Here is a 20,825-nt window from a genome sequence, read left to right as displayed (position 1 = left end):
CCCCTGTTTCGGCGGGGGCACGCAACATAACACATTTCAAGAATATGTTACTGGCCAAATGCCGGGACTGGCCTCAGAAGAGGCTGGAGACGAGCAAAGAATGAGGCCAGAAAATGTCACGAAGCCCGATAAACCGCCGAACCCTGATGATCAGCGCCGCCGCGAGCCTGTGCATGCCCGCCGTGCTGCGTGCAGCACCGGAAGTCGCGCGTTCCAACATCTCCGGTTTCACGGGGCAGGATTGGCGCGAGCATTTTGAAACCCTTGGCAAGGGGGCCATCGTTTGCGACACCGCCTCGCGGGCGCTGCATTACTGGAACGCGGATGGCAGCGATTACCGTGTCTATCCGACCTCTGTGCCCAAGACCGACGAGTTGACCAAGCGCGGCTACACGAAAATCGTGCGCAAGAAGGTTGGTCCGTCCTGGACGCCGACGCCCTCGCAGATGGAACGTTTCCCGGATTGGAGACCAGTGGCTGGCGGAGCGCCAGACAATCCCCTTGGCACACATGCCTTGTATTTCGACTGGCCCGCCTATCTGATCCACGGCACGCAAGACACGCGCAAGATCGGTCGGCGGTCCTCTGATGGGTGCATCGGTCTTTACAACGCCAAGGTCGAAGAACTTTTTGCGATCACGCCGATTGGCACGCAGGTCCGCTTGATCTGACCCAGACTCCGGCCGAAAACTCCGACGTCGCAGTGCGGCTCGCGTTGACTCTCTGCGGGTTGCGGGCGACAACTCACGCGATCAGTCAAGGAGCGTCTTATGAAGAAAGTCTACGGATCGGCGGCAGAGGCCCTTGACGGGCTGCTGTTCGACGGCATGTTCATTTCGGCCGGAGGATTCGGTCTTTGTGGCATTCCCGAGCTGTTGTTGCAGGCGATCAAGGAGGCCGGCACGAAAGATCTGACATTCGCGTCCAACAACGCGGGTGTCGATGACTTCGGGATCGGTATTTTGCTGCAAACCCGTCAGGTGAAGAAGATGATCTCGTCCTATGTGGGCGAGAATGCCGAATTCATGCGCCAGTATCTGAGCGGCGAACTGGAACTGGAATTCAACCCGCAGGGCACGTTGGCCGAACGCATGCGTGCCGGCGGCAGCGGCATTCCGGGGTTCTACACCAAGACAGGTGTCGGCACGCAGATCGCCGAGGGCAAGGAACACAAGGATTTCGACGGCGAAACCTACATCCTTGAGCGTGGTATTTTCGCGGATCTGTCCATCGTGAAGGCGTGGAAGGCTGATGACACGGGCAATCTGGTGTTCCGCAAGACGGCGCGCAACTTCAATCCGCCGGCCGCCATGAGCGGCAAGGTCTGCGTGGCCGAGGTTGAAGAGATTGTGCCGCGTGGCAGCCTTGACCCCGATCACATTCATCTGCCGGGGATCTACGTTCATCGTCTGGTACAGGGTGAGCATGAAAAACGCATCGAACAGCGCACCACGCGCAAGCGGGAGGACGCATAATGCCTTGGGATCGCAACCAGATGGCCGCACGGGCGGCAGAAGAGCTTGAAGACGGCATGTATGTGAACCTTGGCATCGGGATTCCGACGTTGGTGGCCAATTATGTCGGCGACAAGGATATCACGCTACAGTCGGAAAACGGCATGCTGGGCATGGGGCCGTTTCCGGTTGAGGGTGAGGAGGATCCTGACCTGATCAATGCGGGCAAGCAGACGATCACAGAACTGGCCCGGACTTCTTATTTCGACAGTGCGACTTCGTTCGGGATGATCCGGGGTGGCAAGATCGCCGCAGCCATTCTGGGTGCCATGGAAGTGGCCGAGAATGGCGATCTGGCGAACTGGATGATTCCCGGCAAGCTGGTCAAGGGTATGGGCGGTGCCATGGATCTGGTGGCCGGCGTCAAGAAGGTCGTCGTGGTGATGGATCACACCAACAAGCATGGCGACAGCAAGCTGTTGAAAGCCTGCACTCTGCCGCTGACCGGCAAAAACGTGGTGAACCGGATCATCACCAATCTGGGCGTGCTGGACGTTGTCGAGGGTGGTCTGAAGATCGTCGAGACCGCCGACGGTGTGACCGAAGACGAGCTGCGCGCCGCGACAGAGGCCACGATCGTCAACTGATCTTGCAGGCGTGAACTGGCGGGGTGCGCGTTGCGCGCACGCCGTTTCAGTTTTGCGTACACGCAGATGGGGGCGCTGCCCCCGTCTGCCTTGCGGCAGACTCCCCCGGAGTATTTTTGACCAAGAAGAAATGGTGTCAGAGCCGGGCGAAAGCGCCGAGGGCATGGACATTCATGCGGATTGCTTTCAAAAGATTGCGTCCACAAGGCCGGATAACCCGAAGATAGCGATGTCGCTGTGCAGCGGCTCTAGTACGAAGATAACGGCTTCTGTCAAGCCAACGGCCTTCATCAGATTGCCGAGGATGGGCATGGGGTCGACATGTGTGCCGCGCTTTCAGTTGAAACCCGCCCGCCACCGCGTCGTGGTTGACCGGCAGGGGGCTGTTCCGGCCTTTGAGGGGTGTCAGGATGGGACGTCCAACGCTTGGCCACTGCCATGAGGCCGGGTGTTTGCTTTGTCGTGAAACGCGGCCATTTCGCGATCTGCTTGCGCGCATTGTTGGCATTTTCCTGCCATGTTGGCGACAATGTCAGGGATTCCACCTCGCCGTGATCCGGATACCACCTGCCATAATCCGTTAGCAGTCTTGGCGGACAACTGACATGCGCGCGCCACGCCGCCGGTTTTTTTGAGGGTGCGGAGGTAGCCAATCGCACAGGATTGCAGTAAGAGCGCGCGATAGCGCCAACATCTTCCCGAAGGATTGTCCATGCCCCGAGCCATGCTGGCTTCGTTTGCCCGTCGTATTGCTGCCTCTGATCTGAATTTGTTGCCAGAGGAAAAACTGACGCCGACGCGGATGCGGATAGAGCTTCTGTCCGGTCTGACGGTGGCGCTGGCACTGGTGCCCGAAGCCGTGGCCTTTGCCTTTGTCGCAGGGGTGCATCCGCTGGTCGGGCTGTACGCGGCCTTTCTGGTCGGGTTGATCACGGCACTGATCGGTGGGCGTCCGGGCATGATCTCTGGCGCGACCGGCGCGCTGGCGGTGGTGATGGTGGCGCTGGTGGCGCAGCACGGCGTTGAATATCTGTTCGCCACGGTGGTTCTGATGGGGCTGTTGCAGATTTTCGCGGGCGTGATGCAATGGGGCAAGTTCATCCGGCTGGTGCCGCATCCGGTGATGCTGGGCTTTGTGAATGGTCTGGCGATCGTCATTTTCCTTGCGCAACTGACGCAGTTCAAGGTGCCCGGCTCGGTTGTCAGCAATGGTCACGGCATGAGCGGGGGCGAGTGGCTGTCGGGCATGCAACTGGCGATGATGCTGGGCCTGGTGGCGCTGACCATGGCGATTATCTGGGGCACGCCCAAGATCACCAAGGCGCTGCCGGCGCCGCTGGCAGGTATCGGCATCGTTGCGATCATCGTGATCGTGCTGGGGCTGGATGTGCCGCGGGTTGGCGATCTGGCCTCGATCCAGGGCGGGTTGCCCACGTTCCACATCCCGATGGTGCCGCTGACCTATGAGACGTTCCAGATCATCCTGCCCTATGCGGTGATCCTGGCCGCGATTGGCCTGATCGAATCCTTGCTGACGCTGAACCTTGTGGGCGAGATGACCGGCAAGCGCGGCGGCGCCAGTCAGGAATGCGTGGCGCAGGGGCTTGCCAATACGGTGACAGGCTTTTTCGGCGGCATGGGCGGCTGCGCGATGATCGGTCAGTCGATGATCAACGTGAAATCGGGTGGCCGGACCCGCGTTGCCGGCATCGCTGCCGCGCTGTTTCTGCTGATCTTTATCCTCTTCGCCTCGCCGATCATCGAAGTGATCCCGCTGGCGGCGCTGGTTGGTGTGATGTTCATGGTGGTGATCGGGACGTTCGCTTGGAACTCGTTGAAAATCCTCGCCAAAGTGCCGATGATGGATGCGTTCGTGATCGTGTTGGTCACGGTCGTGACGGTGTATTCCGACCTTGCCGTTGCGGTTGTCGTGGGCGTCATCGTCTCGGCGCTGGCCTATGCCTGGAACAACGCGCGCCGGATCCACGCCAAAACCCGCGAATCCGTCACGGATCACGGCGCGAAAGTCTACGAAATCCAGGGCCCGCTGTTTTTTGGGTCTGCTGACGGCTTTGCCGAGCTTTTCGATGTCGAGGGCGACCCGGAGGTGGTGATCGTCGATTTTACTGACAGCCGCGTTGTTGACCAATCCGCGCTACAGGCGATCGAGGCCATGGCGGGCAAATATGAGGCCGCAGGCAAGATCATCAAGCTGCGCCATCTCAGCCGCGATTGCCACCGCCTTCTGAAAAAGGCCGGGCATCTGGTGGTCGATAGCGACGATGATCCCGATTACGAAATCGCGGTGGATTACAACGTGCGCACCGGCATTTTGGGCGGTCACTGATACGGCTCGTCAGTGGTAGGGTGCCCCTGCGGGCACCCTTGCATGTGCGTTGCAAGATCAGGCCCGATGGGGCTGCCTGAACCCAAAGTTGCAGTGCTAAAACACCGCTAGCGATACGAGCCAAATGGCAAGGCCGCGCCTTTTGAGATGATTGACGATGCCCCGGCGAGGGGCTAGTCGCCGGGCCGCTTCAGGCTGAACTTTTCGCGGACCACCGAATAATCCCGGTATCCCATACGCGTCAGCGGATTGAACCTGAGCACGTCAAACTCTCCGTCTATCAGGCAATCATCGCGCAGATGGATGCCGGTTACCTCTCCGAACACGGTGAAGTTCGCCTCGCCGGGAAGCTGGACGATCTGTGTCAGCTTGCATTCAAGGTTGGCGGGTGCTGCGGCCACGCGCGCGCAATCAATGGTATCGCAGGTCGCTTTTTCGATCCCGGCCAGTTCGAATTCATCAATTTCACGGTCCCACGGGCCGGAGGTCTGGTTCATCATGTCTTTCATGGCGAATTCGACAATATTTACGCAGAATACGCCGGTCTCACGGATATTGGAAACGCTGTCCTTGGTGCCGTCCCGGTCGGGCTTGGCGGAGGTGGAGGCGAACATCACCTGTGGCGGCTCATACGCCACGGCGTTGAAGAAGGAATACGGGGCGAGATTATCGCTTCCGTCCGCCCCGCGGGTCGAGATCCAGCCGATGGGTCTGGGCGTAACAATGGCATTGAACGGGTTGTGAGGCAGACCGTGGCCATCCTGGGGGCGATAGAACATATGTGTTTTCTCCTGTTTGAACGAGACCTTGGACCGTGCTAGGCCAATGTCAACCGCGAAGTCCAAAGGCCGCCCGTGTACCATCTTGAGAAAGAGAAGCCAGACGACTGGTGGGAAGTCGAGGCGCTGTATGATCTGTGCTTTGCGCCCGGTCGCACGGCGCTGTCGTCGTACCGTTTGCGCGAGGATGTGGATCCGGTCGCTTCGCTGTCGCGGACGGCGAGGGACGAACAGGGTGTTCTGGGCGGGGCGTTGCGCTACTGGCCGGTTCGGGTCGCGGGGAAACGCGTGTTGTTGCTTGGACCGGTGGCCGTTCATCCGACTACACAAGGCGAAGGGCTGGCGGCAGCGATGATCCGTGATAGCCTGGCGGCGGCCGCCGAGGAAGGCTGGGAGCGCGTGCTGTTGGTGGGGGATTTGCCCTATTACCGCCGGTTCGGGTTCGAGCACGGGCAGGGCGTCGAGATGCCACAGCCCACCAATCCGGACAGGGTGCTGCTGCTGTCCTTGGTGCCGGATGCCTGGCAAGGTGTCGCCGGCATGGTCGAAAAGGACGCTTGAAACAGGACGCCCGAGGGCCAATGTTATCCCGAGATGTCAGGAGGGCAGGATGACCGGAACCGCGTTGATTTCCGCAGATGTGGGTGCCGAACTTGACGGGCTTGCACGGCGGCACAAGGCCGCTGGCGGCATGGGCATGCAAGTGCTTAACCTTCTGGGTGGGCAGGCGGAAAACCTGCTGGAACGCTTGCCTGACAGCGTCAAGGATCGGTTGGAGGACACGACAACGCGCGCGTTGACCGTCGCAATGGGCGCGGCTGCAAGGTCGCGTGGCGTGGTGCCGGACCAGCGCGGCTGGCTGAACACGGCGGTGACGACGGCCATGGGCGCTGCGGGGGGCTTTGGCGGCCTGCCCACGGCCCTGACAGAGCTTCCGGTGACGACGACCGTGCTGCTGCGGGTGATCCAGGGCATCGCGGCCGAACATGGTCTGGACCCGAATGATCCCGACATACGCAAGCTGTGCCTGACGGTTTTTTCCAGCGCGGGCCCGTTGGAACGCGATGACGGGGCCGATCTGGCCTTTCTGTCGGCGCGGGTCACGCTGACCGGGGCGACGATGCATTCGGTGATCGCCCGTGTGGCACCAAGGCTGGCCACCGTGCTGGGCCAGAAGCTGGCCGCGCAGACCATACCGGTGCTGGGCGCGGTGGCCGGGGCCGCGACAAATTACGCCTATACCAGCTATTATCAGGAAATGGCGCATGTTCAGTTTGGACTGGAATCGCTTGCACGGCGCAGCGGGCGTGCGCCGGTAGAGTTGATCGAGGATTTGCGCAGGCGTTTGTAACGCGCATCACGCAGAGCGCAGATAGTCCATCACCGCGCCGCGCACCGATTGATCGCCGCGTTCTCGTGCCTCGTCTATGGCAGCCTTGACAGCATTGAGGTCCGACCGTCTCAGCAAATGTTTGACTGGCCCGATAGAGGCGGGGCGCATCGACAGGGAGTGCAGACCGATGGCGGCGAGGCACAACGCCTCGACCGGGCGACCTGCGTCTTCACCGCAGAAAGAAAGTTGGGTATTCGTATTCTTGCAGCGCGCCACGATCTGTTCGAGAAAGGTCAAAAAGCTGACATTCAGCGTGTCGTAACGCCGCCGCACACGTTCGTTCTCGCGATCTGCGGCAAAGAAGAACTGTTTAAGATCGTTGCCGCCGATCGACAGGAACTCGACCTCGTCAAAAAACTGGTCGGGTGCGTAGGCAAGCGACGGCGTTTCAAGCATCGCGCCGATTTCCAGCCGTTCCGGCAGGATATGGCCCAGTTTCTCTTCGCGGGCGATGGCCTTGTCCATCTCGGCGCGCGCGGCGCGAAACTCTTCGAATTGGGCGACGAACGGGAACATCACGGATAGGGGCCGCCCGTTGGCGGCGCGCAAAAGTGCCTGAAGCTGCATCCGCATCATGCCGGGCTTGTCCAGTCCGACCCGGATCGCGCGCCAGCCAAGCGCCGGGTTGGGTTCGTCATTGGGTTTCATATAGGGCAGAACCTTGTCCGACCCGATATCGAGCGTGCGGAACACCACACGCTGACCCTGCGCAGCATCCAGCACACGAGCATAGAGCGCCGACAGCTCTGATCGTTTGGGCATCTTGTTGCGCACCAGAAATTGCAGCTCTGTCCGGAACAGTCCCACGCCCTGGGCACCGGACCCCTGAAGCGATGGCAGGTCCGCCATCAGCCCTGCATTCATCATCAATGAAATGGTCTTGCCGCATAAGGTCTCTGCGGGTTTGTCGCGGATCGAAGCGTAGCGTTCTTGCGCTTCGGCCTGCATCGCCATCTTGTCACGAAAGGCGGTGACGACGGTGTCGTCGGGACGCAAGTGCACCAGACCCTGATCGCCATCGACCATGATGTGATCGCCGTTCAAGGCCTCGGTCGTGATGCGGCCTGCATGGACCACCAGTGGAATCGCCAGTGCGCGCGCCACGATGGCCGCATGGCTGCCGACAGACCCTTCCTCCAGCACCACCCCTTTGAGCGACCGGCCGTAGTCCAACAGTTCCGCCGGACCGATATTGCGCGCGACCAGAATCGGGTCGTCCGGCAGGTCAGCGCCAGTCTCGCTGCCTTGTCCCGACAGCAGGCGCAACAGGCGATTGGACAGGTCATCAAGGTCGCTCAGACGTTCGCGCAGGTAGTTGTCCGTCACCTGTGCCATGCGCGACCGGGCAGTGGATTGTTCTTTCTCGACAGCGGCTTCGGCGGAAAGGCCGCGCTGGATGTCCTCTTCCATCCGCCGCATCCAGCTTTTGGAATTGGCGAACATGCGGTAGGCTTCGAGCACCTGAAGCTGATCATTGTCGCCGCCGACCGCGCCTTCCAGCATCTGATCGACCCCGACGCGCAGCCGTTCGACGGCTTCGTGCAGGCGTTCCAATTCGCGTTCCGGATCGTCGGAGACCAGATTTGTGACAACGACGCGCGGTTCGTGCAGCCAGACATGGCCCTCGGCCGAGCCCTCCTGCCCGGTGGTGCCCCGCACGACAACCTGATGCTGGTGGCGAGCAGACAGTGCTGCACCCTCGCCAGCAAAGGCACCCAGCTCTGTCATCTCGGCCAGCACCATGGCGACGACTTCCAGTGCGTAGGTCTCGTCGGCGGTGAACTGCCGCGCCTGTTTCGACTGGACGACCAGAACGCCCAGAGTTTCCCCCAACCGTTGGATCGGAACGCCGAGAAAGCTGGAATAGATTTCCTCGCCGGTTTCCGGCATGAAGCGGAAACCCTTTTCAGAAGGCGCATCGGCCGCATTGATGGCGTTGCTGGTGCGTGCCACGCGTCCGACCAGACCTTCGCCAAGGCGCATGCGGGTCTGATGAACGGCTTCTGGTTTCAATCCTTCGGTCGCACAAAGCTCCAACGTGTCTTCGTCGCGGAACAGGTAGACAGAGCAGACCTCTGTCTTCATCGAATCGGCTGTCAGATGCGTGATCTTGTCGAGGCGCGCCTGCCCGGCGGCGTCCTCGGCCATGGTGTCTCGCAAACGGCCAAGCAGTTTGCGGCTTTCGGATTCAGTCGTTTGCACCATCGTGTGGTTGGCGTTCCCAATCTCTTCGGTCGCTCGACCTTAGACCACATGAACCCCGGAAGAGAAACGTGTAATGCAACGGTGTTACACGAAATTCACGTTATGCGGGTGCAGGCCCTCCGGTCAGGCTTTCTCCAACTCGAACGCATCATGCAGGGCCTGAACGGCCAGTTCCATGTATTTGCGATCAATCAGCACAGAGATCTTGATCTCAGACGTTGCGATGACCTTTATGTTGATGCCCTCGTTCGACAACGTCTTGAACATCTTGGCAGCAACGCCGGACTGGCTGCGCATCCCGATGCCCACGGCCGAGATCTTGGCAGTATCCTTGTCGGCGATCAGCTCATTAAAGTTGATCTCGCCGCGTGTCTTGGCTTCGCTCAACGCCTTTTCCGCGCGCATCACCTGATCGGTGGGGCAGGAAAAGGTCATATCGGTGCGGCCTTCCTCGGCGATATTCTGGATGATCATATCCACATTGACGCCGGCCTCTGACAGCGGTCCGAAGATCGCCGCAGCAATGCCAGGACGATCAGCGACAGAGACAAGGGTCATCTTCGCCTCATCCCGAGAGAAGGCGATACCAGAGACAGGGCAATTTTCCATAATTTCCTCCTCGTCGCAGACCAATGTTCCTGCGTCATCAGATTGTTCTCCGAAAGAGCTGAGCACACGCAGTTTCACGTTGTACCGCATGGCAAGCTCGACAGAGCGGGTTTGAAGCACCTTGGCCCCCAGAGAGGCCAGTTCCAGCATCTCCTCGAAGGCGATCTTGTCAAGCTTGCGCGCCTTCGGGCTGACGCGCGGATCCGTGGTATAGACCCCGTCGACATCGGTGTAGATGTCGCAGCGTTCTGCACCAAACGCGGCGGCAAAGGCCACGGCGGTGGTGTCAGACCCGCCACGCCCCAGCGTGGTGATGCGGCCCTCGTGGCTGAGGCCCTGAAATCCCGCGACCACGGCCACGCGCATGCCTTCGGCAAATTTCGCGTTGATATTGTCGGTGGGAATTTCTTCGATGCGCGCGGCGGAATGGGCCGATGTGGTGCGTACCGGGACTTGCCAGCCCTGCCAGCTGCGCGCGGGCACGTCCATTTCCTGAAGCGTCAGCGCCATCAGGCCTGCGGTGACATTTTCGCCAGAGCTGACGACGGCATCATATTCGCGGGCGTCAAACAGCGGCGAGGTTTCGTTGACAAACCCTACCAGCTTGTTGGTTTCGCCCGACATGGCCGAGACGATGACGATCACATCATAGCCTTTGGCAACCTCGACGCCCACGCGTTTCGCGACGCGCCGAATACGGTCCAGCGTGGCGACGGACGTGCCGCCGAATTTCATCACAAGAACTGGCATGTTGTGCCCTCGGGATCAGCTTCTGGGGCCATTTACGCAAGCAATGCGCCATAGGCAAGGCCAACCCGCGCGCACAGACGCGCCAAAGCGCCGCTTTCGTACGCATTATGTTGTGTAAGGCTATGTCCGACCGGGCATGACGCACATAAAGGTGGAAACCAAACGCGCAAGCCCGTCGCCCGGCTTGCGCGGTGGGATTCTTGCTGGGACCGGGCTGCGATCAGTTGGTCTTGCGCGTGGGCATGAAGGGCAGGGGGGCAACCAGAACGCCGTCATCCAACAGCTTCCTGGCGTCCTCGCCCCTGGCTTCGCCCCAGATCGGGCGGGCTGGCGCATCGCCATCGTGCATCGCGCGGGCCTGAGTCGCGAAATCGCGGCCCACATAGGTCGCGTTTTCTTCGACATGTTGGCGCAGTTTCGCCAGCGCCTGTTCGGCAGGGTTTGCCGGTTTGGAAAGTGGGCGGTCATTGGAAGACTGTGCGGTCTCGCGCGATTGGCTGACACGCGGTGCCATGATCGCCTTTTCCACCTTGGACGAGCCGCAGACGGCACAAACGATCATGCCCGCCGCCTTGAGTTTTTCAAAGGCGGACGCGGACTGAAACCAGCTGTCAAAGCGGTGATCGTCGGTGCATTTGAGTGTGTACTGGATCATGTGAAACCAAAAAATCGTTGCCCGTCAAAGATAAGCACTGGCCCGACAAGATCAAGCTGGACTAGAGCCGCAACGCTTTGGGGTCGAATTGCAACAACAACTGTGCCAGATCGGCCTCGCGCACGGCGGCGGCGGCTTTCTTGCGGCCGAACCACTTGCGCCTGCGCTGCCCCGCCTCTGGATAGGTTTGCTTCAGGGTTTTGACCTTCAGGGGGTGAACCATGGCGACGCAGGTCATCCCGGCCTTCGAATAGGTGAAGATACCGATACACGCATCGTGCAGATCACCCCGAACACCGGCTTCTTCCCAGGCTTCCTGCTGGGCGGTTTCACCCGGCGTGTGCCCGCGAATCGGCCAGCCCTTGGGCAGGATCCAGCGATTGGACCCAAGTGTTGTGATCAACAGGATCTGAGGCTTGCCTTTCCGGATCCGATAACAAAGCGCCGCGCATTGTGTATGCAGTCCGCCGGGACCGACAATGTGGAGCGGCGTTGTCTGAGGCTTTCCGATCAGCGTCATCCGGGAACCATCGTATCAGCATTTGAAAGAAGGGTAGAGGTCAAATTCCGACTTGACCAGACCAGAGATTTGCCGCGCCCGATATTTGGCGAAACCCGCGTTTTGGCTCAGCCCGTCAACAAGCGCCCGAGAACCGCTTTCACTTGCTTCAAAGCGTCGCCCTGCATCAGGGCAGCCTGAGCGGCCGCGCCGAATTCGGCCTGTGAGGCGGTCGTGTCCAAATCGCAAAGCGCCTTTGCCAGCTCCTCGGCATTGGCGATGCAGATCGAGGCCCGTGCGCGTTGCAGCCGACCGAAGGCCGACGAAAAGTTGTCAACATCCGGTCCGTGGATCAGTGCCGCGCCAAAGGCTGAGGGTTCGTATGGCGTGTGTCCACCGCGATCGCTGAGCGTGCCGCCGATGAAAACCGTGCCTGCAACCGCATACCACAGTGCCATTTCGCCCATCGTATCGGCAAGCAAGACCTCTTTGTCGCTTGCGTCAGACCGGCTGCGCTGCGCGAATTTCAGGCCCGCCGCTGTCAGGGTTTCGGCAATCCCGGCACCGCGCGCGGGATGTCGTGGTGCTATGATCAGACGCAGACCGGGCCGGGCCGCGCGGGCCGCGAGATGGGCTGCGATCACCACCGCCTCGTCGCCCGGATGGGTAGAGGCTGCCAGCCAGGTCTGCGCGCGCGGAAAGCTGGCGCGCAGGGTGGCGTCGGGTGTCAGATCCTGCGGTGGGGTGTAGCTGGCCTTGAGATCCAGCACCGGACCCACGGCAGAGGCTTGCAACCCCAACGCCCGGAGCCGTGCCAGGGACCGGCTGTCCTGCGCGGAAAGGTAGCTGATACGCCCCAGCACCTTGCGGGCCAATCTCCCGAACCGTGCCCAGCCCCGCGCGGTGCGTTTTGTCAGGCGCGCGCCGAAGATCGCCACTGGTATGCCTGCGGCAGCGCAGCGCATCACCCTGTCGGGCCAAAGCTCTGATTCCATTGTAATATGCAACTGAACGTCCCATCGCCGCAGCATGCGCCGGTTGATGTGGCCAAGATCAAGAGGGGCAAGGCGGACGTGAAGCCTGCTGATCCCCCAGGACCGTGCGAGCGTGACTGCGGTGGCGGTGTTGCATGTGACCACCACGCCCATATCGGGCCGTACGGTCAGAGCATGTTCGATCAAGCCGCGCGCTGATGCCAGTTCTCCGTTAGAGGCGGCGTGCAACCACAGGTGCGGGCCGGACGTGGCCGGGCCGCGCCCCAGACGGTCGGACACAAGTGCCCAATCGCCCCGCAGACACGGGCGGACCAACAGCGCAACGGACGCAAGAGCCATGAGGATACGGTACAAAAACACAGAGGATCAAACCGCTTCTAAGGTGAGGGACGCGACTGTTCTGGACCTATGGCGCGGGCTTGCGCTTGGCAAGCCTTTGGCGCGCCCACGGTGAAGCGTGGCTGTAGGCCAGATGCGCCGGGGGCGTTGCGCAAACGTCGAAAGATGCGGGTCTGCCGTTTTCCTGACGGCCGATCTGCCGCGAACTTCCGCCCGCACCGAATGCTCAAAGCCGATCTGACATGGTCTCGCGCGCTATTTATCCTGCATTCTAATCCGATTGGTCGGAATCCGCCGATGCGTGTTCGTCAATATCGCCAATTTACCTTTAAAATTCACTGCACTCGTGGTGTTTTCTAATGCTAATGGTCAGCATCTGCCAAATGTCGCGATTTTTTCCATTCACAGCGGTGCCAATCGCGCTACTCTACCGGTGATTGTGGAATAGTGGAAGACGTCAATGTCGCTGGACAGGTTCCTGAAAGTACAGGCACAGACTTACCCCGTCGCGCTGGCCGAGGTTCGCAACGGCAAGAAGACGACGCATTGGATGTGGTTTATCTTTCCTCAGCTTGCTTCCTTGGGCCGGTCGCAAACTTCGGAAATTTTCGGGATTCGCGACGGTGCCGAAGCTGCGGCCTATCTGGCCCATCCGGTGTTGAGCGCCCGGCTGATAGAGATTTCACGCGCGATGTTGCAGCACGAAGGCACCCCGCCGATCCAGATCCTGGGAAAGGTGGACGCTCTGAAACTTCGGTCCTCGGCGACGCTCTTTGCAGCGCAAGGCAAAGAGCACGCAGTATTCGATGACATCCTTCGTGCATTCTACGACGGGACACCTTGTCCCCTGACGTTGAACATCCTGTCGCGCGAATAGGGCACTGACCTTTCAGGCCAGTGTTGCGCGAATCCTGGTTTCCAGTTTCTTGAGCAGCACATCATTGTCAAAGCGCTGCTCGGCCACTTGGCGGGCGCGGGTTGCCATCTGTGGCAGGTCGGGGGCTTGCATTGCGCGGCGAATGGCGGCGGTAAAACCTGCCGCGTCGTGTTCCTCCACCAGCCAGCCGGTGCTGCCCTCGTCAATCGCTTCCGGAATCCCGGCATGGCGGGTTGAAACAGTGACGCATCCACAGGCCATCGCCTCTTGGATCGCGGTCGGCAGGCCTTCGGTGTTGCCATTGGCCGCCGTGATCGAATGTTGCAGGAAAAACTGCGCGGTGGCCAGTTTGCCCCGCACAAACGCATGCGGCTGGCTGCCGTGAAAGCTGACGCGGGGCGTTGCGTCCAGATCGTTGGCCAGCTTTTTTGCATCGTCCAGAAGGGGGCCGTCGCCGATGAAATCCAGATGCGCATCTGGCAGATCATGCGTCGCCTCGGCAAAGCTGCGCAGCGTCGTCAGCGGTGCCTTTTTCTCGACAAAGCGCCCGACGGCCAGACAGCTAAACGGTTGCTTCTGCCCCGGCACGAATTGCCTGACATCGACGCCTGATGGGATCACCGTGGAATTGAGGTGGCGAATGTTGTGTTTTGCCAGATTATCCAACAGAAATTGCGAGACCGAAAACACGCCATCAAGGCGCGGCATCATCCGGCGGTAAGCCTCTCGCATGCGTTCGGTCTGGATCGCCTTGGACGCATCCGTGCCGCGGAAATAAGTGAAGACCGGCAGGCCCAGCTCATTGGCGATCGGCGCCATTGCAAGCGCCTGAGTGCCAAATTCTGCAAGGATAAGCTCGACCTTCTGCGCACGCAGAAAATCCGCCAGATCACGCTTGGCCTTGCCGAAGGGCAGGCGCGATGTGTTGTGCACGATCCGGTTGTGCAGCATCCAGTATGGCGCTGTCAGCAGGTCCGCGGTCGTGGGTTTTTCGCGCCGCGCAAACCATGCCTTGTCATAGGGGTTTTCACCGTGAAAACGCCCGCAGACGACCACGGTATCGCCGCCGAACAGGTGCTGGATGTGGCGGTTTATGAAGGTTTCGCCGCCGATATAATATTCGCCTGTGACAATTGCCGTGCGCATGCGCCATTTTCTCCGGCTGAACGTGTTCTGCTCAGGTCCGTAGCAGCGCGGGCGGCTGCGGGCAATGTCGGGTGCGCGTCAGAAGGGACGGATTTCCGTCCAATAGGCGCAGGATGTCGGTTTGGTATGTGATGGCAAAAGGCCCGCGAGACGACACCCGCAGACCCTTTGATTGCGACCCTGACTGCCGATCAGGCGCGGCGGCGGCGCCCACCGCGACGACCCGAGGTTGCCTCGCCTGCGCTGGCGCCGACCTTGTTGAACTGGATCCACGATCCGCCATGCGCATCATTGTTGGTCAACAGGTTGGCGGCGCGGATTGCCTCCATCTCCTTGCCCGGACGGGGCAGGGTGGAGCCGAGGCCGAAAAGCGTCACGAAGGTTTCGTCGTCAATATCGTCGGGCAGAATGATGCCTGCGGCCATGACCTGCGCCTTTTTCTCGGCGATCTTGGTTTGGTTCACCGCCACGGCCACCGGGTTCATGATCGCGGAGGTCATGCCTGCGCCCATCGCCATCGGCAAAAAGGCGTTGTTGATCCCGTGGCGGTTGGGCAAGCCAAAGCTGACATTGGAGGCACCGCATGTGGTGTTTACGCCCAGCTCATCACGCAGGCGCCGCACCAGCGCAAAGACCTGAAGGCCCGCGGTGGCCATCGCGCCGATCGGCATGACCAGCGGATCGACCACGATGTCATGCGCAGGGATGCCGAAATCCGCAGCGCGTTCGACGATCTTCTTGGCCACGGCAAAGCGCACGTCGGGATCTTCGGAAATGCCGGTGTCGTCGTTAGAGATCGCGACCACGGGCACATTGTATTGCTTGACCAGAGGCAGCACCATTTCCAGGCGCTCTTCCTCGCCGGTGACAGAGTTGAGAAGCGGGCGCCCCTCGCAGGCCTCAAGCCCGGCTTTCAATGCACCGGGCACCGAGCTGTCGATGCAGAGCGGCGTATCGGTCACGGCCTGAATGCGGCGGATCATTTCCGGCATCAGCATCGGCTCGACAAAGTTGTTGTCGGCATAGCGCGGATCGTCGGCCATCTTGTTGGAAAAGACGGCCCCCGAGTTCACGTCCAGGATGTTGGCACCCGCAGCGGCCTGTGCAATCGCATCGGCCTCGACGCGGGAAAAGTCATCGCGCTCAAGCTCTTCGGACAGGATCTTGCGGCCCGTGGGATTGATCCGCTCGCCGATCACGCAGAACGGTTCGTCAAATCCTATGACGGCGGTTTTTGTTTTGGATTCAACGATGGTACGAGTCATTCTTAACCTTTCAGCTATTGGCTGGTTTGGTGGCGTCGCCACCGTTTTGGGTGGCCCAGTCGGCATTTGCCTTGATCCCGCCCAGCGGGAAGAAATGCACTTGCTCGATATTGAAATCGGGATGTGCGGCCTTGTGCGCGGCCAGCTTGGCGATCACGTCGGTCGGCTCGTAGGGAAGAAGCAATTTCGTCACGTCCATGGCGCGTTTCTGAAGAACCTTCAGGGACGGCCCGACACCGCAGGCAATGGCGAATTTGATGAGGGTCTGAAGCTTTGCAGGACCGGCAATGCCGATATGGATGGGCAGGTCGATGCCCGCCTCCTTCAGCCCGTCGGCCCAGGCGATGATCGGGTCGGGGTCAAAGGCGAATTGCGTGGAGAGAGCCATCTTTGCATCTGTCCGTTCGCTAAATTTCTGTTTCCAGACAAGCGCTTCGGAAACGTTACTCATGCTGCCATCGGGATCGATGTCGCGGTTGCCTTCGGGGTGGCCGGCCACATGCAGACGGGTAAAGCCTGCCTTGTCGAACAGCCCGGTTTCCAAAAGCTGCATGGAGCTGTCAAACGATCCCACAGGCTGCGAGACACCGCCAGCCAGTAGCAACGCCTGTGTGACGCCCGCCTCGCCCTGATAGCGCGCGATCCAGTCTGCAAGCGTTGCCTGATCCTTGATGATCCGGGCCGGAAAATGCGGCATGACGTTATAGCCATCGCGCGCCAGCCGTGCGGCCGTCGCAACCATGTCGGCAATATCCGTGCCGTCGATATGGGCGATATAGACGCGCGTGCCTTCCGGCAAATGATCGCGGAAATTCTCGACCTTTTCGGCGGTGCGCGGCATCACCTCGATCGAATAGCCTTGCAGAAACGCCTGAACCTCGGGCGAGGCTCCGGGCGGTGCGTCAGCCTTCTTGCGGAAATTCAATAGCGCCATTGCGGCCTCCCAAAGCTTGGCTGGGCTCATGCCCGACCATTATTGTCGATCAGTTGCTTGATGCGGTCCCGGTCATATTCGGCATCCAGACGCGCGACCTCTGCGGCCAGCACCTCTTCCGATGCGCCCTCGACAGGATAGGGGGCCGCCTTGCGCCATTCCGCAAGGTAGTCATCCGTTCCTGCTGCGCCGGATTTCATCGCCGCACGGTCAATGGCTTGTTCGAACCGTTCGGGTAGTTGCGCCTTCGCCCCGCGACGGCCCTTGCCAACGATGACTTGCGCAGGAATGTCGCGCCAGTAGACGATAGTGACATCGGGCATTTTCGAATCCTCGGACCAGTTAGGCATCTGTAATTCACCGGCGCAGCATCCCGGCGACGTTTTTCGACATTTGTGACGCTTTGAGCGACGCCGCCACCTTACGGCTGGGGGCGGGCAGGGGCCAGTGGCGGGGCGATGAAATAACCGGGGGCAAATGATGAGCGTTGCTCATGTTAGGCGGTCAGGCACCGCTTGACCCTGCACCGCGATATGCGGATAGTGCCGCGCGAAGAGCCACAGTCGGGAAACGGCGTGGCGTCAGGCAGCATGCAGGAACACCCCTTTGGTCATCGCCATTCCAGCGCACAAGATCGCCTATATGGCTGTGCCCAAGGCGGGGTGCTCTTCGGTCAAGGCAGCACTTGCGCATCTTGATCCCGGCGTCACGATCCCGCCCGAGGACGAGATCACGGTGATGACATGGCATGCGATCTATCCGACGGTGCGTTATCGGCGGCGAACATGGCACAATCTGTCGGACCACTGGCGCTTTACCGTGGTGCGCGATCCGGTCCGACGGCTGCTGTCGGTCTACACCAATCGGGTGGTGCAGCTGCGCGACCTTCATATGAGCCGCAAGTTGCGCGACCGTCCCGAATTTGCCCATCTCAGCCGCGATCCGGACCCGGATTATTTCTTTCAGCACCTGCCCGAATACATGAAAGGGTCATCGGTCATCAAGCATCACTGTCTGGCAACCGAACTGTTCATCGGTCCGCGGCCGCTGCAATATGACCGCGTCTACAAGACCGAAGAGATGGGCCAACTGGCGCGTGATCTGTCGGATCGCACCGGGCAGCCGGTCGAGATGCGGCGCGAAAACCCGTCCGAGATGAAGCTGACACTGGATGATCTGGCACCGCGAACCATCGACGCGATCCGGCCCCTGCTGGAGGATGAATACAGACATCTGTCCGACTATTTCGAGAATCCACTGAAGTAGCGCCACGACAATCTTGCAGGTCATGCGCTTGCTGCGTATCGTGACAGCAAGTTGAAAATCGGAAAGGCGCATCACATGGCGCCAAAGCGTCCCAAAGGTGCGGGCGCATTCCCTAAACCGGTTGAATGGTCCGCGCCCAAACCGCCAGATCCATCCGAGCTTTACGCCGCGCTGGATCTCGGCACGAACAGTTGTCGAATGCTGATTGCCCAGCCCAAGGGCAGCCAGTTTCACGTTGTAGACAGTTTTTCCAAGTCGGTTCAGCTCGGCTCTGGGTTGGAAAGATCTGGGCGGCTTAGCCGTGCGTCCATGAACCGGACCATACAGGCGTTGCGCGTCTGCCACCAGAAGCTGTCCCGCCACGAGGTGCGCCACATGCGGCTTGTGGCGACAGAAGCATGTCGGCGGGCCGCCAACGCCCGCGACTTTATCCGGCAAGTCAAACGTGAGACGGGCTTGGATCTTGAAGTCATTCAGCCGGAAGAAGAGGCGCGTCTGGCGGTGATTTCCTGTGCGCCGCTGGTGTCCACCAAGACCGAACAGTTGCTGGTGGTCGATATCGGGGGCGGCTCGACAGAACTGGTGTGGATTGACCTGTCCTCTGTGCCGAACCGCGAACGGCCCCGCGCCATCATGCGGCTTCATGCCGGGTTTCACACCAGTGTCAGCCCGTTTACGGCCGCCAAGGTCGTGGACTGGATATCCGTGCCGCTTGGCGTGGCCACCCTGCGCGACCAATTTTCGGACGTCGAGGATGATGCCGCGCGTTACGCCTTGATGAGTTGGTTCTTCGAGGAAAACCTTGCCGAATTTGCCCCCTACAAAGATGAACAGGCGCGTGAGGGGTTTCAGATCGTGGGCACCTCTGGCACCGTCACCACGGTTGCCGCCTCTCATCTGGGGCTGAAACGCTATGACCGGACAAAGGTTGACGGGCTGCGCATGACATCTGACCAGATCGAGAAGGTGATCAACCGCTATCTGGAGCTTGGCCCCGCCGGGCGCTACCGCGATCCAAGGATCGGTCAGGACAGGCAGGCTCTGATCATGTCCGGCTCTGCGATCTTGCAAGCCTTGCTGCGGTGTTGGCCGACCGACAGGCTGTCGGTCGCGGACCGAGGTCTGCGTGAAGGGCTTCTATACGCGCAGATGTGCAGTCATGGTGTGCTTGAAGACGCACCTTACTGACGGCCACTGACACGGCGTGGTTGGACTCTTATATGTCTTGTATAAGCTTGACGGAAATCCGTTCCCGGTCCGGAACGCCGGGCGCAAGTCGGACGGACATGGCTGGGGGGAGGTTATGTGCGTGCTAAACCCTTGAACGATGGGGGCATGTTGATCCAAAGTCTAAGCGTATTGCGCCGGATTGAAATCCGCCCCCAACCCTCTTAAAGTATGTCACCGGATGCCGGAGCCTCTTACGGGCGCCGCCCGCAGCAACGGCACGAAACGGATCCCATGGCAAAGAACACCTCCGGGCGCGGACAGCGCGATCTGAAAGTCCAAGTCAAAAGCGCGCGCGGCCGCAAGCTGTCCTCGACGCGCTGGCTTCAGCGGCAGTTGAACGATCCTTATGTCAAGCGAGCGACCGCCGAAGGATACCGGGGCCGGGCCGCGTTCAAGATCCTTGAGCTTGATGAAAAGTACCGCTTTCTGGTGCCCGGCGCGCGGGTCGTCGATCTGGGCTGTGCCCCCGGCGGCTGGTGTCAGGTGGCCGTCAAGCGGGTGAACGCGCTGGGTGAGAAATCCGGCAAGGCGGTTGGCACGGTGTTGGGCGTCGACCTTCAAGAGGTCGAGCCGATCCCGGGTGCGGAAATTCACGTCATCGACTTTCTTGATGAAAATGCCGACACACAGGTGCGCGAGTGGCTGGGCGGTTCGGCCGATGTGGTCATGTCGGATATGGCGGCGTCTTCCTCTGGTCACAAGCAGACCGATCATTTGCGGATCATACACCTGTGCGAAGCTGCGGCGTATTTCGCTTTTGATGTGCTGTCGCCGGGCGGCACGTTTGTCGCCAAGGTTCTGGCTGGCGGGGCAGAGGGCGACCTTCAGAAGCTGCTCAAGCAGCGCTTCACCAAAGTCGCGAACGTCAAGCCACCATCTTCACGCTCGGATAGCTCGGAAAAATTCGTGGTTGCGACGGGGTTTCGAGGCAGCGAACAGAACTGATCCGGTGCCCGTCGCAGCGTTGCAGGTGCCGCCGCCTGAAACCTGCGTGCAAAATGCGGCGAAATGCATGCAAAGTCATATTTCGTCATGTCCTGCTTGGGTACGGCTTGCGTGCAACATTCACGCATCCGCAGCCACGTCTTGCCGCGCCATAAGACTGTTGTGACGTTTCAGGCCGACCCCCTTTGAACGCATGGTGGCGGTCAATCCTTGGGATTTGCCTAAAACTTCAGACTGCCGCAGATTTGCGACAAGATCGCTTTTAGTATGCAGCGGCTTCAGATCTGGATGAAATTGCTGACTGGACAGGACGCGCTTCGCCGCCAATGCTGCACGCGGCAGACAAAGCAAGAGAGGCAAGCGCATGACCACCGTCCTCGTCTATGGCGACAGCAACAGTCACGGCACCAAGCCATTGCACCAGTTGGGGCACGCCGCGCGGTTTGCGCCCAACCATCGCTGGCCCGCCGTCATGGCCGACAAATTGGGC

General features: G+C 60.4%; 22 protein-coding genes (1 of these 22 running past the window's edge). 11 read left to right on the top strand and 11 right to left on the bottom strand.

The features are described 5' to 3' along the window. Nucleotides 1-113 precede the first annotated feature (113 nt). From DMZ65_RS14855 to DMZ65_RS14840, 4 genes are all read left to right on the top strand, one after another. Nucleotides 114-671, top strand: coding sequence for a L,D-transpeptidase (locus DMZ65_RS14855; protein WP_116599665.1), 558 nt, complete (start codon nucleotides 114-116; stop codon nucleotides 669-671). Nucleotides 672-770: 99 nt separating this feature from the next. Then, a complete protein-coding gene (locus DMZ65_RS14850) occupies nucleotides 771-1,475 on the top strand; it encodes a CoA transferase subunit A (RefSeq protein WP_116599664.1) in 705 nt (234 codons plus the stop codon). Beyond that, entirely contained in the window at nucleotides 1,475-2,101 is a 627-nt protein-coding gene (locus DMZ65_RS14845; protein WP_116599663.1) for a 3-oxoacid CoA-transferase subunit B, read from the top strand. Before DMZ65_RS14850 ends, DMZ65_RS14845 begins: the two co-directional genes overlap by 1 nt. Nucleotides 2,102-2,813: 712 nt before the next feature. After that, nucleotides 2,814-4,448, top strand: coding sequence for a SulP family inorganic anion transporter (locus tag DMZ65_RS14840; RefSeq protein ID WP_116599662.1), 1,635 nt, complete (start codon nucleotides 2,814-2,816; stop codon nucleotides 4,446-4,448). Between the two features lie 173 nt (nucleotides 4,449-4,621). On the opposite strand, the gene DMZ65_RS14835 is transcribed toward DMZ65_RS14840, so the two are convergent. Next, a complete protein-coding gene (locus tag DMZ65_RS14835) occupies nucleotides 4,622-5,227 on the bottom strand; it encodes a flavin reductase family protein (protein ID WP_116599720.1) in 606 nt (201 codons plus the stop codon). 75 nt (nucleotides 5,228-5,302) lie between these two features. Here DMZ65_RS14835 and DMZ65_RS14830 point away from each other — a divergent pair, with 75 nt between their 5' ends. Further along, entirely contained in the window at nucleotides 5,303-5,788 is a 486-nt protein-coding gene (locus DMZ65_RS14830; protein WP_116599661.1) for a GNAT family N-acetyltransferase, read from the top strand. A gap of 49 nt (nucleotides 5,789-5,837) precedes the next feature. Next, the gene (locus tag DMZ65_RS14825) at nucleotides 5,838-6,578 is read left to right on the top strand and encodes an EcsC family protein (protein ID WP_116599660.1); all 741 of its coding nucleotides are present in this window, start codon (nucleotides 5,838-5,840) and stop codon (nucleotides 6,576-6,578) included. 6 nt (nucleotides 6,579-6,584) lie between these two features. On the opposite strand, the gene ptsP is transcribed toward DMZ65_RS14825, so the two are convergent. The 5 genes from ptsP to DMZ65_RS14800 all read right to left on the bottom strand — a co-directional run bounded on the left by ptsP (nucleotide 6,585) and on the right by DMZ65_RS14800 (nucleotide 12,672). Continuing rightward, nucleotides 6,585-8,825 carry a phosphoenolpyruvate--protein phosphotransferase gene (gene ptsP / locus DMZ65_RS14820; protein ID WP_116599659.1) on the bottom strand — a complete coding sequence of 747 codons (2,241 nt, stop codon included), beginning with the start codon at nucleotides 8,823-8,825 and terminating at the stop codon, nucleotides 6,585-6,587. A gap of 123 nt (nucleotides 8,826-8,948) precedes the next feature. After that, a complete protein-coding gene (locus DMZ65_RS14815; RefSeq protein WP_116599658.1) occupies nucleotides 8,949-10,184 on the bottom strand; it encodes an aspartate kinase in 1,236 nt (411 codons plus the stop codon). A gap of 220 nt (nucleotides 10,185-10,404) precedes the next feature. Beyond that, nucleotides 10,405-10,839, bottom strand: a complete 435-nt coding sequence (locus DMZ65_RS14810) for a DUF1178 family protein (protein WP_116599657.1) — start codon at nucleotides 10,837-10,839, stop codon at nucleotides 10,405-10,407. A gap of 61 nt (nucleotides 10,840-10,900) precedes the next feature. After that, nucleotides 10,901-11,242, bottom strand: a complete 342-nt coding sequence (locus tag DMZ65_RS14805; protein WP_438942737.1) for an NUDIX hydrolase — start codon at nucleotides 11,240-11,242, stop codon at nucleotides 10,901-10,903. A 224-nt stretch (nucleotides 11,243-11,466) separates the two neighbouring features. Continuing rightward, nucleotides 11,467-12,672: a 3-deoxy-D-manno-octulosonic acid transferase gene (locus tag DMZ65_RS14800; protein WP_116599655.1), complete on the bottom strand. Its 1,206-nt coding sequence runs from the start codon at nucleotides 12,670-12,672 to the stop codon at nucleotides 11,467-11,469. A 460-nt stretch (nucleotides 12,673-13,132) separates the two neighbouring features. Here DMZ65_RS14800 and DMZ65_RS14795 point away from each other — a divergent pair, with 460 nt between their 5' ends. Next, nucleotides 13,133-13,549: a DUF1810 domain-containing protein gene (locus DMZ65_RS14795; protein WP_116599654.1), complete on the top strand. Its 417-nt coding sequence runs from the start codon at nucleotides 13,133-13,135 to the stop codon at nucleotides 13,547-13,549. Between the two features lie 12 nt (nucleotides 13,550-13,561). Here DMZ65_RS14795 and DMZ65_RS14790 read toward each other — a convergent pair whose 3' ends face one another. The 4 genes from DMZ65_RS14790 to DMZ65_RS14775 form a co-directional block, all read right to left on the bottom strand. Continuing rightward, nucleotides 13,562-14,695: a glycosyltransferase family 4 protein gene (locus DMZ65_RS14790; protein ID WP_116599653.1), complete on the bottom strand. Its 1,134-nt coding sequence runs from the start codon at nucleotides 14,693-14,695 to the stop codon at nucleotides 13,562-13,564. Between the two features lie 191 nt (nucleotides 14,696-14,886). Continuing rightward, nucleotides 14,887-15,960, bottom strand: a complete 1,074-nt coding sequence (locus DMZ65_RS14785; protein WP_116599652.1) for a dihydropteroate synthase — start codon at nucleotides 15,958-15,960, stop codon at nucleotides 14,887-14,889. A gap of 10 nt (nucleotides 15,961-15,970) precedes the next feature. Further along, the gene (locus DMZ65_RS14780) at nucleotides 15,971-16,894 is read right to left on the bottom strand and encodes a methylenetetrahydrofolate reductase (protein WP_116599651.1); all 924 of its coding nucleotides are present in this window, start codon (nucleotides 16,892-16,894) and stop codon (nucleotides 15,971-15,973) included. Nucleotides 16,895-16,920: 26 nt separating this feature from the next. Beyond that, a complete protein-coding gene (locus DMZ65_RS14775) occupies nucleotides 16,921-17,217 on the bottom strand; it encodes a virulence factor (RefSeq protein ID WP_116599650.1) in 297 nt (98 codons plus the stop codon). Between the two features lie 283 nt (nucleotides 17,218-17,500). On the opposite strand from DMZ65_RS14775, the gene DMZ65_RS14770 reads away from it, so the two are divergent. The 3 genes from DMZ65_RS14770 to DMZ65_RS14760 all read left to right on the top strand — a co-directional run bounded on the left by DMZ65_RS14770 (nucleotide 17,501) and on the right by DMZ65_RS14760 (nucleotide 20,335). Beyond that, the gene (locus tag DMZ65_RS14770) at nucleotides 17,501-18,160 is read left to right on the top strand and encodes a sulfotransferase family 2 domain-containing protein (RefSeq protein WP_116599649.1); all 660 of its coding nucleotides are present in this window, start codon (nucleotides 17,501-17,503) and stop codon (nucleotides 18,158-18,160) included. A 75-nt stretch (nucleotides 18,161-18,235) separates the two neighbouring features. Continuing rightward, nucleotides 18,236-19,348 (top strand): Ppx/GppA phosphatase family protein, encoded by a 1,113-nt coding sequence (locus DMZ65_RS14765; protein WP_116599719.1) that lies wholly within the window; start codon nucleotides 18,236-18,238, stop codon nucleotides 19,346-19,348. A 273-nt stretch (nucleotides 19,349-19,621) separates the two neighbouring features. Continuing rightward, a complete protein-coding gene (locus tag DMZ65_RS14760) occupies nucleotides 19,622-20,335 on the top strand; it encodes an RlmE family RNA methyltransferase (RefSeq protein WP_116599718.1) in 714 nt (237 codons plus the stop codon). Nucleotides 20,336-20,455: 120 nt separating this feature from the next. Here DMZ65_RS14760 and DMZ65_RS14755 read toward each other — a convergent pair whose 3' ends face one another. Further along, nucleotides 20,456-20,701 (bottom strand): hypothetical protein, encoded by a 246-nt coding sequence (locus tag DMZ65_RS14755; RefSeq protein ID WP_116599648.1) that lies wholly within the window; start codon nucleotides 20,699-20,701, stop codon nucleotides 20,456-20,458. Here DMZ65_RS14755 and DMZ65_RS14750 point away from each other — a divergent pair. Next, nucleotides 20,700-20,825: the start of an SGNH/GDSL hydrolase family protein gene (locus DMZ65_RS14750; protein WP_116599647.1), read on the top strand. The gene runs 510 nt beyond the window's last position; 126 of the gene's 636 nt are visible here — the first part of the coding sequence; it begins with the start codon at nucleotides 20,700-20,702; the stop codon falls past the right edge of the window. The genes DMZ65_RS14755 and DMZ65_RS14750 overlap by 2 nt on opposite strands.

Origin of the sequence: Primorskyibacter marinus (genome assembly GCF_003313245.1) — a bacterium.
GTDB classification, from domain to species: Bacteria; Pseudomonadota; Alphaproteobacteria; order Rhodobacterales; family Rhodobacteraceae; genus Primorskyibacter; species Primorskyibacter marinus.
The sequence above is the reverse complement of the archived record's forward strand: the minus strand, read 5'-3'. Positions and strand labels throughout refer to the sequence as shown.